At 68.6% G+C, this 11,900-nt stretch carries 9 protein-coding genes and 1 riboswitch; of the genes, 2 read left to right on the top strand and 7 right to left on the bottom strand.

Annotation, left to right across the window (positions count from 1 at the left end; genetic code table 11):
* The first annotated feature begins 51 nt into the window (after positions 1–51).
* Both ACJEIK_RS13570 and ACJEIK_RS13565 read left to right on the top strand, forming a co-directional pair.
* The gene (locus ACJEIK_RS13570; protein ID WP_409431602.1) at positions 52–2,265 is read left to right on the top strand and encodes a malate synthase G; all 2,214 of its coding nucleotides are present in this window, start codon (positions 52–54) and stop codon (positions 2,263–2,265) included.
* Between the two features lie 98 nt (positions 2,266–2,363).
* Positions 2,364–4,478: a hypothetical protein gene (locus ACJEIK_RS13565; protein WP_409431601.1), complete on the top strand. Its 2,115-nt coding sequence runs from the start codon at positions 2,364–2,366 to the stop codon at positions 4,476–4,478.
* A gap of 108 nt (positions 4,479–4,586) precedes the next feature.
* Here the strand turns inward: ACJEIK_RS13565 and gcvP are convergent, their stop codons facing one another.
* The 7 genes from gcvP to ACJEIK_RS13530 form a co-directional block, all read right to left on the bottom strand.
* Complete coding sequence (gene gcvP / locus ACJEIK_RS13560) at positions 4,587–7,457, bottom strand: aminomethyl-transferring glycine dehydrogenase (RefSeq protein ID WP_409431600.1); 2,871 nt, start codon at positions 7,455–7,457, stop codon at positions 4,587–4,589.
* 129 nt (positions 7,458–7,586) lie between these two features.
* Positions 7,587–7,684: riboswitch (glycine riboswitch) on the bottom strand.
* A gap of 52 nt (positions 7,685–7,736) precedes the next feature.
* Complete coding sequence (locus ACJEIK_RS13555; RefSeq protein WP_020100160.1) at positions 7,737–8,363, bottom strand: MerR family transcriptional regulator; 627 nt, start codon at positions 8,361–8,363, stop codon at positions 7,737–7,739.
* 272 nt (positions 8,364–8,635) lie between these two features.
* Positions 8,636–9,133: a bifunctional nuclease family protein gene (locus tag ACJEIK_RS13550; protein ID WP_409431599.1), complete on the bottom strand. Its 498-nt coding sequence runs from the start codon at positions 9,131–9,133 to the stop codon at positions 8,636–8,638.
* Positions 9,134–9,185: 52 nt separating this feature from the next.
* On the bottom strand, positions 9,186–9,920 hold the full coding sequence (locus tag ACJEIK_RS13545) for a MerR family transcriptional regulator (RefSeq protein ID WP_409431598.1): 735 nt from the start codon (positions 9,918–9,920) through the stop codon (positions 9,186–9,188).
* A 15-nt stretch (positions 9,921–9,935) separates the two neighbouring features.
* Entirely contained in the window at positions 9,936–10,412 is a 477-nt protein-coding gene (garA, locus tag ACJEIK_RS13540) for a glycogen accumulation regulator GarA (protein WP_020100157.1), read from the bottom strand.
* A gap of 200 nt (positions 10,413–10,612) precedes the next feature.
* Positions 10,613–11,008 carry a glycine cleavage system protein GcvH gene (gcvH, locus tag ACJEIK_RS13535; protein ID WP_061002587.1) on the bottom strand — a complete coding sequence of 132 codons (396 nt, stop codon included), beginning with the start codon at positions 11,006–11,008 and terminating at the stop codon, positions 10,613–10,615.
* 73 nt (positions 11,009–11,081) lie between these two features.
* Positions 11,082–11,882 (bottom strand): DUF881 domain-containing protein, encoded by an 801-nt coding sequence (locus tag ACJEIK_RS13530; protein ID WP_409431597.1) that lies wholly within the window; start codon positions 11,880–11,882, stop codon positions 11,082–11,084.
* Positions 11,883–11,900: the final 18 nt, after the last annotated feature.

Here is an 11,900-nt window from a genome sequence, read left to right as displayed (position 1 = left end):
CACGGGTAAAGTGGATGGTCGCCGTGTGGGCTGCTTAGGAGGAAGAAGAAAATGACTGATCGTGTGACGGTGGGAAATCTGCGGGTGGCCCGCGTACTGCACGACTTCATCACCAACGAGGCTCTCCCCGGCACCGGGGTCGATCCGGACAGCTTCTGGGCGGGTGTCGACAAGGTCGTCACCGACCTGACCCCGAAGAACCAGGAGCTGCTGGCCCGCCGCGACGATCTGCAGGCGCAGATCGACAAGTGGCACCGGGCCCGGGTCATCGATCCCGTCGACACCGATGAGTTCAAGAACTCCTACGAGGAATTCCTCACCGAGATCGGCTACCTGCAGCCGGAGCCGGGCGAGTTCTGCATCCGGACCTCGGGCGTGGACCCGGAGATCACCAGCACCGCGGGACCGCAGTTGGTCGTGCCGATCCTGAACGCCCGGTTCGCGCTCAACGCCGCCAACGCCCGCTGGGGGTCGCTGTACGACGCGCTGTACGGCACCGACGTCATCTCCGACGAGGGCGGCGCCGAGGCCGGCAAGGGCGGCTACAACAAGGTGCGTGGCGACAAGGTGATCGCCTACGCCCGCGGCTTCCTGGACGAGGCCGTCCCGCTGGCGTCCGGCTCGTGGGCCGACATCACCGGTCTGAAGATCGACGACGAGCACCAACTGCAGGCCGAACTTGGCGACGGGCTGTCGAGCGGGCTGGCCAGCCCCGAAGAGTTCGTCGGATACACCGGCAAGCTCGGCGACTCGGCGTGGTCGGTGCTGCTGGTCCACCACGGCCTGCACATCGAGATTCTGGTCGACCCGTCGTCGCCCATCGGCTCGACCGACAAGGCCGGCATCAAGGACGTCGTGCTGGAGTCCGCGATCACCACGATCATGGACTTCGAGGACTCCGTCGCGGCCGTCGACGCCGACGACAAGGTGCTGGGCTACCGCAACTGGCTGGGCCTGAACAAGGGCGACCTGACCGAAGAGGTCAGCAAGGGTGGCAAGACCTTCACCCGCACCCTGAACCCGGACCGCGTCTTCACCACGCCCGACGGCGAGGGCGAACTGGTCCTGCCGGGTCGCAGCCTGCTGTTCGTCCGCAACGTCGGTCACCTGATGACCAACGACGCCATCGTGGACGCCGACGGCAACGAAATCCCCGAGGGCATCCAGGACGCGCTGTTCACCAGCCTGATCGCCATGCACGGCCTGAAGTCGTCCGAGGAGAACGGCGAGCTGACCAACAGCCGCACCGGTTCCATCTACATCGTGAAGCCCAAGATGCACGGCCCCGAAGAGGTCGCGTTCACCTGCGAGCTCTTCAGCCGTGTCGAGGACGTCCTTGGCCTGCCCGCGGCCACCATCAAGGTCGGCATCATGGACGAGGAGCGCCGCACCACGGTCAATCTCAACGCTTGTATCAAGGCCGCCGCCGACCGCGTGGTGTTCATCAACACCGGCTTCCTGGACCGCACCGGCGACGAGATCCACACCTCGATGGAGGCGGGCCCGATGGTCCGCAAGGGCGCCATGAAGTCCCAGACCTGGATCAAGGCCTACGAGGACGCCAACGTCGACGCCGGTCTGGCCGACGGCCTCGCCGGCCGCGCCCAGATCGGTAAGGGCATGTGGGCCATGACCGACCTGATGGCCGAGATGGTCAAGCAGAAGATCTCCCAGCCGCAGGCCGGCGCCACCACCGCGTGGGTGCCGTCGCCCACCGGCGCCACCCTGCACGCCATGCACTACCACCAGGTGGACGTGCGCGAGGTGCAGGAAGAGCTGGCCGGCAAGAAGCGCACCACCCGCGCCGAACTGCTGACCATCCCGCTGGCCAAGGAACTGGCCTGGGCGCCCGAAGAGATCCACGAAGAGGTCGACAACAACTGCCAGTCGATCCTCGGCTACGTCGTGCGCTGGATCGACCAGGGTGTCGGCTGCTCCAAGGTGCCGGACATCCACAACGTCGCCCTCATGGAGGACCGCGCGACGCTGCGCATCTCCAGCCAGCTGCTGGCGAACTGGCTGCGGCACGGCGTCATCACCGAGGACGACGTGAAGGCGAGCCTGCGCCGCATGGCCGCGGTGGTCGACGAGCAGAACGCGGGCGACCCGGCGTACCTGCCGATGGCCCCGGACCCGGAGGGCAGCATCGCCTTCCAGGCCGCGCAGGAGCTGATCCTCGAGGGTTGCGCACAGCCCAACGGTTACACCGAGCCGATCCTGCATCGGCGCCGGCGGGAGTTCAAGGCCGCACACGCCGGTTCGTGAACGGTCAACTCTCCCATCATCGTTGATTAAAATTCGGCGGGCCCGCGTCACTCGACACGGGTCCGCCGATTGCACGCCGACACCAGGAGCAGACACCAATGGGTAGGCACAGAGCTCCCGACGACGACGAATCGAACGCCGACGAGTCACGCGACGACGCGATCTCTGACTACGACGCGTTGTCGCCGGACATCCCGGAAGCCGACGACACCGCGACCGGCGCGATGGGATTCCGGGTGCCGGACGACTGGGCCGAGATGCATGGGATGCCTCCTGCCGACACCCCGCGTGCTGCCACCCCACCCCCCGCCACACCGCCGGCCGACAACGGCGATCGGTACGAGACCGACGAGCCCGACGCCGGCTACGGCGAACCCGATTACTCGGACCAGCCCGACCTCACCGGCGCCGACAGCATCACCCAGGCGTTCCCGTCCGTCCCGCGCCGGGCTTCGGTCCGCTCGCACGGCGGCGACTGGGAGGGCGGCGAATGGACCGGGAGCCACCGGGCCATCCAGACCAAGCGCCGCGGCGTCAGCGTCGGCGTCATCGCCGCGCTCGTGACCGTCGTGGTCGTCGTCGCCGCGGTGATCCTGTGGCGCTTCTTCGGCAGCGTGTTGTCCGACCGCAGCCGCGAGGCCTCGGCGCGGTGCGTGTCCGGCTCGGTCAGCGTCCCCGTGCTGGCCGACCCGTCGATCTCCGACGCGCTCAACTCGCTGGCCGGCAAGTACAGCCAGTCCGCCGCGCCCATCGGCGACAAGTGCGTCAAGGTCGAGGTCAAGGCGAGCGATCCGACCACCGTCGTCGACGGCGTGGTGAACAAGTGGCCGTCGAACCTCGGGCCCCGGCCCGCGTTGTGGGTTCCGGCCAGCTCGGTGTCGGCAGCCCGGCTGGTGGCCGGCGCCGGTGAGCAGGCGGTCAGCGGTGACGCCAAGTCGCTGGCGACCTCGCCGGTGCTGTTGGCGGTCCGGCCGCAGCTCAAAGATGCGCTGTCACAGCAGAATTGGGGCACGCTGCCGGCCCTGCAGACGACGCCGACGGCGCTGGACGGCCTGAGCCTGCCGGGCTGGGGTTCGCTGCGGCTCGCCGTGCCGACCGCCGACAACAGTGACGCGGCGTATCTGGCCGCCGAGGCCGTCGCCGCCGCGGCGGCCAATGGTGGTCCGGTCAACGCCGGCGCCGGTGCGGTACACCGGTTGACGGCCGCGCAGCCGAAGCTCGCGGACCCGAAGGCCTCTACGGCGCTGGACGCGCTGATCTCCGCGAGTGACCCGGCCACGGCGCCGGTGCACGCGGTCGTCACCACCGAACAGCAGCTCTACCAGCGGTCGCAACGCACCGACAACGCCAAGGGCAAGTTGGCGGCCTGGCTGCCGCCCGGCGCGCCGGCGGTCGCCGACTACCCGGCCGTGCTGCTCGCCGGCGAGGGCCTGTCGCACGAGGCGGTCACCGCGGCCAGCGAGTTCGAACGCTTCCTGCGCAAGCCCGAACAGCTCGCCGAGCTGTCCAAGGCCGGCTTCCGCGTCGACGGCGGCAATCCCCCGAAGAACGACGTGGTGAACCTCGGCTCCCTGTCCGACGCCCTGTCGGTCGGCGATCCGGGCACGCGCGCCACGCTGGCCAATGCCGTCGGCGGCACGTCGAAGGCCGCCGCCGTGACGATCATGCTGGACCAGTCGATGCCCACCAGCGACGGCGCCAAGACCCGCCTCGGCAATGTGACCACAGCGCTCATGGACCGACTCAAGGCGATGTCGCCGAACAGCTCGGTGGGGCTGTGGACGTTCGACGGGGTATCGGGCCGCAACGAGATTCCGGCGGCTCCGCTGAGCGACCAGGCGCATGCGTCGCAGCTGATCTCGAACCTGAACAACCAGAGCTCGTCGGGCGGCGGTCACGTCTCGTTCACGACGCTGCGCATGCTCTACGGCGACGCCATGTCGAAATACGTCGACGGCCAGGCGAATTCGATCCTGCTGATCACGTCCGGCCCGCACACCGACCAGTCACTGGACGGCCAGGGCCTGCAGGACTACATCAAGTCGGCGTTCGATCCGGCCCGCCCGGTGGCGGTCAACGTCATCGACATCGGTGGCGACTCGGACGGCTCGACGTGGCAGGCCGTCGCGCAGCTCACCGGCGGCACATTCACCGGCATGCCGACCTCTGCGGCGCCGGAACTGGCCAACGCCGTCGCCGCTGCCCTGCCCTAGCTGGTTCCTTTTCGCGAGCGGCCGTGTCTGTACGCGACACGCCGCTGCGTACGTACAAAAACGTCCCGCTCAGAAGCTCTGAGCGGGACGTTTTTGCACAGACCGTGACTAGGCGAAAGCCTCGATCGGCGGGCAGGAGCAGACGAGGTTGCGGTCACCGAACGCGCCGTCGATGCGGCGCACGGGCGGCCACACCTTCGGCCGGAAGCCCTTGCCCAGCGGGTAGGCGGCATGCTCGCGGGTGTACGGGTGCTTCCACTCGTCGACCAGCAGGCACTCGGCGGTGTGCGGCGCGTTGTGCAGCGGGTTGTCGTCCGCCGGCCACTCACCGGAACCGACCTGGTCGATCTCGGCCTTGATCGCGATCATCGCGGCGATGAAGGCGTCGACCTCGGTGAGGCTCTCGCTCTCGGTGGGCTCGACCATCAGCGTGCCGGCCACCGGGAAGCTCATGGTCGGCGCGTGGAAACCGTAGTCCGCCAAGCGCTTTGCCACGTCGTCGACGGTGACGCCGGTGGCCTTGGTGATGGCCCGCAGGTCCAGGATGCACTCGTGGGCGACCATGCCGTTCTCGCCGGTGTACAGCACCGGGTAGTGCTCGTCGAGGCGGCGTGCAATGTAGTTGGCCGAGGCGATCGCGGTCAGCGTGGCCGCGCGCAGGCCCGCCGCGCCCATCATCCGGATGTATGCCCACGTGATCGGCAGGATCGACGCCGAGCCGTACGGCGCCGCCGACACGGTGTGATCGTCGGCGAGTTCGGCGGCCAACGGGTGGCCGGGCAGGTACGGCGCGAGGTGCGAGCGCACGGCCACCGGGCCGACGCCCGGACCGCCACCGCCGTGCGGGATGCAGAACGTCTTGTGCAGGTTCAGGTGGCTGACGTCGCCGCCGAACTTGCCGGGCCGGGCCAGCCCGACGATCGCGTTGAGGTTGGCACCGTCGACGTACACCTGACCGCCGGCGTCGTGCACCGCGGCGCAGATGTCGGCGACGTCGTGCTCGTAGACCCCATGCGTGGACGGGTAGGTGATCATCAGCGCGGCGAGGTCACTGGCGTGCTCGGCGACCTTGGCGCGCAGATCGTCCAGGTCGACGTCACCGTTCTCCCGGCACGCCACGACGACGACCTTCATGCCGACCATGGCGGCCGACGCGGCGTTGGTGCCGTGCGCGCTCGACGGGATCAGGCAGATGTTGCGGCCGGCTTCGCCGCGGGCCTCGTGGTAGGCGCGGATGGCCAGCAGACCGGCGTACTCCCCCTGCGAGCCGGCGTTGGGCTGCAGCGACACCAAGTCGTAGCCGGTGATGCTGACCAGCCAGGACTCGACGTCAGCGATCAGCTTGCGCAGGCCCGGGGTGTCCGAGGCCGGGGCGAACGGATGCTGCTGCGCGAACTCGGTCCAGGTGATGGGTTCCATCTCGGCGGCCGCGTTGAGCTTCATGGTGCATGAGCCCAGCGGGATCATGCTGCGGTCCAGCGCGATGTCCTTGTCGGCGAGCGAGCGCAGGTAGCGCATCATCTCGGTCTCGGTGCGGTACCGCGAGAAGGCCGGGTGGGTGAGGAATTCCGAAGTGCGCGTATGGATTTCCGGGCCGTTCCAGTGGTGGCCGCCGCGGGTCGCGCCGAACGCCGCGAGCACCGCGTCGATGTGATCGGCGGTGGTCGCCTCGTCGCACGACACCGAGATGTGGTCGGCGTCGACCAGCCAGACGTTGATGCCGCGGTCCTTGGCGGCCGCCTGCACCTGCTCGGCCTTGCCGGGCACGCGGGCCAGGACGGTGTCGAAGAACCCGGCATGGACGACCTCGACGCCGGCCTCCTTCAGGCCCATGGCCACCGCGAGGGCGTGGCCGTGCACCCGGTGCGCAATGGCGGTCAGGCCGCGCGGCCCGTGGTAGCTGGCGTACATCGCGGCGATCACCGCGAGCAGCACCTGGGCGGTACAGATGTTGCTGGTGGCCCGGTCACGGCGGATGTGCTGTTCACGCGTCTGCAGGCTCAGCCGGTAGGCCTTGGCGCCGTCGGCGTCGACCGAGACGCCGACCAGGCGCCCGGGCAGCTGGCGGGCGTGCTTGCCGTGCACGGCCAGGTAGCCGGCGTGCGGACCGCCGAAGCCCATCGGCACCCCGAAACGCTGCGTGGTGCCGAACGCGACGTCGGCGCCGATCTCCCCGGGCGGGGTGACGAGCGTCAGCGCCAGCAGGTCGGCGCCGAGCGCGACGAGCGCGCCGCGCTCATGGGCCTGTTCGACCAGTCGACTCCAGTCATTGACGCATCCGCTGGCCCCCGGCACCTGGGCGATGACGCCGAAGAACTCGCCCTCGGGCAGGCCGTCGCGCAGGTCGGCGGTGACGATCTCGATGTTCAGCGGCTCGGCGCGGGTCGCCAGCACGGCCGCCGTCTGTGGGTAGATGTCGACGTCGACGGCCAGGCGACGGCAGTCGCCCTTGACCGCGCGGTGCATCAGCGTCATGGCCTCTGCCGCGGCGGTGGCCTCGTCGAGCATGGAGGCGTTGGCGATCTCCATGCCGGTCAGGTCGGTGACCATGGTCTGGAAGTTGAGCAGGGCCTCGAGGCGGCCCTGGCTGATCTCCGGCTGGTACGGCGTGTAGGCCGTGTACCAGGCCGGGTTCTCGAGAATGTTGCGGCGCAGCACCGCCGGGGTCAGGGTGTCGAAGTAGCCCTGACCGATCATCGACACCGCGACGGTGTTGGTCTCGGCCAGTGCGCGCAGCTCGGCCAGCGACTGCTCTTCCGAGGCCGGGGCGGCCAGCTCGTCGAGGCCGGGGGCCAGGCCGACGCTGGACAGCGCGTCGAGAATGCCCGCGGGCAGCGCCTTGGCGGCGAGCTCTTCCAGGGAGTCGACGCCGATGACCCCGAGCATGGTGGCCACCGCGTCGGCATCCGGACCGATGTGCCGGTCGACGAAGCGAAGCTGGTGGTGCTCGGCAGAGGAACGGGACGTGCGGTCGGTCATGACGGCGTCTCCAGACGTTAGGGGGTTCCCTCCCCCTCTGTCGTCGGTGCCTGAGAGATTCGGCCCGACGGTGGTCGGCCTTTCCCCATGGGCGGGCGAGTCACAGCTCGCCACTTTCCAGAGGCATCGGGCTCCGGCGCGGTCCGGGGGCCTGAGAGGTTGATGGAGAGGTATTGCTCCTTCGGCGTCCATGGCTGGCGGCCACAGAACTCTCCCGCGCAGGGACGATGCGCGCGCCAGTCTACCGGTCAGTCACCACAGGCCGCGAACAGACGGAGCTCAGCCGATCTTGCGGTCGCGCTGCTTGCGGCGCGATGCCAGCTCGTCCTCGGGTGCGGCGATGGACTCGCCGCCGTCGGCGCGCTCGCCCGGGAAGTCGGCGATGGCGCCGGTCAGCTCACGCATGGCACCCGAGACCGCGATGCCGAACACGCCCTGGCCGCCCTGCAGCAGGTCGACGACCTCTTCGGCGGACGTGCACTCGTACACCGTGGTGCCGTCGGAGAACAGCGTGATGTTGGCCAGGTCGTGGACGCCGCGCTGGCGCAGGTGGTCGACCGCGACGCGGATGTTGTGCAGCGAGATGCCGGTGTCGAGCAGACGCTTGACGATCTTGAGGACCAGGATGTCCTTGAACGAGTACAGGCGCTGGCTGCCGGAGCCGGCGGCGCCCCGGATCGACGGGACGACCAGCGAGGTGCGGGCCCAGTAGTCGAGCTGGCGGTAGGTGATGCCGGCGATCTGGCAGGCGCTCGGCCCGCGGTAGCCGACCAGTTCGTCGGGCACAGACTCGTCAGGGAACAGGCCTGCCTGCACCGGCACGGGAGCCGGCGTCGGGGCGGCCTGCTCAGGCGCGCCGTTGGTCGTCAGGTCCAACTGCTCTTGACGTGGCGTCTCGTCGCCCACTGCCTGATCCTCTCGCCGATCGAACTAACCCTGCCTGGCGGCCACTGCTGCTCGGCGGGCATGTCCGCTGCTCGAATGTGTCGAGCATACGCTTCCCGCCGGGCCACTTCAGCCCATCGGCGGCGGTGCCGCCATTCGGACTATTGCCAGAACGAGGAAAGTATGTGGCGCGGATTCATCGAATCTGCAAACGGCGCACCGAGTGTCGACACGCGCTGACCTAACTGAGATGCATCCGTGATAACGCCCACACGGACCGGCCGCCAAACCTTCTAGGTGGCCTTGAAATCGTCCGGCGAAATACTGTCGAGGAACTCCTTGAACTTCTCGACCTCGTCCTCCCGCACGGCGCCGCCCGACGATTCCTCGTCGCTCTCGTCCGGGATCAGCAGACCGGCTTCGGCCAGCACCGCTTCCTCCACGTAGATCGGCACGCCCATGCGCAGGGCGATGGCCACCGAGTCCGACGGCCGCGCCGAGACGGTGATGTCGCGGTCAAACACCAGGTCGGCGTAGAAGGTGCCTTCCTGCAGATCCACGATGCGGACCTCACGCAGCGAATGCCCAAGCGCGGCAATCAGATCGCGGATGAGGTCATGCGTCAGGGGACGCGCCGGTGACACGCCCTGCTGCTCGAGCGCGATGGCTGCCGCCTCGGACTGCCCGATCCAGATCGGCAGGTACCGATCACCGTCGGATTCGCGGAGCAACAGCACGGGTTGGTTCTGCGGCTGCTCCACCCGAATGCCGACCACACGAACCTCGCCCATCTGCGTCTGCCCTCCGCAATCCGTGTGCCATCAACGAATTCGAGTCTAGTCCTCAGCGATCGAGAACGTCGCGCACCGCAGACTTGATCAGCGAGGTGTGCAGGGTGATGGCCAGCGCCGCGACTTCGCGGGCGAGTTCGTCGGCCCGGTCACGGGCCCCGGCGTTGCCGGCTTTGCCGATGGGGCCGGCGATCTGGGCGATCAGATCCGACTGCCGGTCGGCCGCGGACCGGAAGGCCCGCAGATGCCGCGGTTCGACGCCGTATTCGCCCAGCGCATGGGCACATTGGGCGATGACCACGGCGTGTTCGTCGAAGAACCCGGCCGGGCCGGGGATGATGACGCCGCTCTTGACCAGTGCGACGAGAAGCTCGGGTTTGATGCCGGAGCGCCGCAGCAGATCCTCACGGCTGAGCCGGACCTGGGCCGGCGCGACGTCCGCCGGGCCACCAGCCCGGTCGCTGTCGGGATCGGGCACCAGTTTCGGTACGCCGTAAGCGGATCCGTTCGACGGCAGCGCGCCGTCGGGCTGGGCGTCCAGCTGGGCCTTGATGACCTTGAGGGGCAGGTACTGATCGCGTTGCGCGGACAGGATGAACCGCAGCCGCGCACAGTCATAGGCCGTGAAACGACGGTAGCCCGACCCAGTGCGTTCGGGCGTGACCAAACCCTGTTCCTCCAGGAACCGGATCTTGGAGATGGTCACATCCGGGAAGTCTGGCCGGAGCAGATCGAACACTGCTCCGATCGACATCCCGGCCACTGCACTGCGGTCGGGCTGCGTCATGGACTGACCGCCGGTCTAACCAGCCGAGCTGTCGTCGGTCTTGGGGCCGGTCAGGAACACCAGGCGGAACTTGCCGATCTGGACCTCGTCCCCGTTGGCCAGCACCGCCGAGTCGACGGGCTCGCGGTTGACGTAGGTGCCGTTGAGGCTGCCGACGTCGACCACCTGGAACTCGCCGGACTCGAGCCGGAACTCGGCGTGGCGACGGCTCACCGTCACGTCGTCGAGGAAGATGTCGCTGTCGGGATGACGGCCCGCCGAGGTGCTCGGCTGATCCAGCAGGAATCGCGAGCCGGCATTCGGCCCGCGCTTGACCACCAGCAGGGCCGAGCCCACCGGCAGTCCTTCAACTCCGGAGACGGCACTCGTGCCGCTCGTCGAAGCCGGGGCGTCGAGCTCATTGAGGAAGTCCGCACGGAAGACCGATGTGGTCTCCACCGTTGCCTCCTCGGACCCGAAATCAGTCCCCGAACCGCTGTCGTTATCCGTCACGCGCTGCTCCTCTACTGGCTGCTGTGGCGCTCTTTTGCACGACCAGCCGGCAGGTGCTGCCAGCAGTCATCGATGTCGCGTAGGTCTCACTATTGACCGTACCGCGCGGCGCGGGCCAGTGTGCCCGCCACCGCCGGATCCGCCGAGCCGACTTTGGTGTCGCCGCGGCCGAACCGGACCGCAGCACCCTAACAAAAGGGTCAGTCGTCAAGGGTCGCCCGGTAGCCGTCCGCGTCGAGCAGACCGGCGAGCTGGCCGTCCAGTTCGGCCGCGTCGGCCTGCAGTTCGATGAGCCAGCCGGCGTCGTACGGATCGGAGTTGACCAGGTCGGGCGAGCCTTCCAGATCACCGTTGACCGCAACGATTTTCGCGGCGATGGGGGCGTACAGCTCCGAGGTCGTCTTGGGCGACTCGACCTCGCCGAACACGTCGCCGGCGGCCACGGTGGTACCGACCTCGGGCAGATCGACGTAGACCACGTCACCCAGCGCGCCCTGCGCGAAATCGGTGATTCCGACCCGCACGGTGCCCTCGCCGGTACGGCGCACCCATTCGTGCTCGGTGGTGTACAGCAGATCGGCTGGCGTTTCGCTCACGACGCTCCTTGCAGTTTCAGGTCAGTGTGTTGATGGGGTACATACGATACGGCTCCACGATCAGACCCGGCGTCTACTTGACGGGCTGAGCGTATTGGCGCGGTTTCGGTTGCCGCAAGGCACTCACGTCGATCGTGTCGGCCTGTTGCACGGTCATTGTGCCGCCAACCCGTTTCACACTGTCCATCGCCCCGCCCGGGATGTTCATCGCGGCCGCCAGCGTCGGCGGATCACCAATGGCGAGAATGGAATACGGCGGGTTCATGGTCACGTTGTCGACCACCAGCGCGCCCGCGGTGCCGGTCACCCAGGTGTCGACCCCGACCCGCACCGCGGTCTGCTGGTCACCGCCGCCGGACCGGATTTCGATGGCCTCGGCACCGGCGGCGCGCAGCTCGTTGATGACGTCGAGCAAGGTCTCCGGCGACACGCCGGGCGCGATGTCCTGGATGGCGATGGTGACGCCCGGGCCGGTGGCCGCGACCGTGCCGATCAGGATCGACAGGGCCCGCAGCCGCGCCTGCGCGTTCTCGATGGCGGCCTGATCACTGTTGCCCGACGCCTGCAGCGACGACAGCGTCTTCTGCAGGTCGGCCACCTCGGTGTTGAGGGACGCCTCGCGCTGCTGCAGCGAGTCGAGCAGCACCAGCAGGTCGGCGGGCCGCGCGGTGTCAAGGGCGTCGCCCGATTCGGTCTGACGCACCTGCGTCGCGATGGCCACCCCGAGCAGGGCGCACAGCAGCACGGCCAGCGCGCCGAACATCAACTGCGAGCGGGTGCGCGGCAGCCGCGCCGGGACGCCGTCGGGCAGCTCGTGGCGCCCGTGGTGTTCCTCGTCCGCGTGGTGCTCGTTCGCGTGCTGTTCGTCAGCCATGCTGTCGTTTTCCCCGTC

Source organism: Mycobacterium sp. SMC-16 (assembly GCF_046250085.1).
GTDB classification, from domain to species: Bacteria; Actinomycetota; Actinomycetes; order Mycobacteriales; family Mycobacteriaceae; genus Mycobacterium; species Mycobacterium phocaicum.
This window is presented reverse-complemented; position numbering and strand designations above follow the sequence as displayed.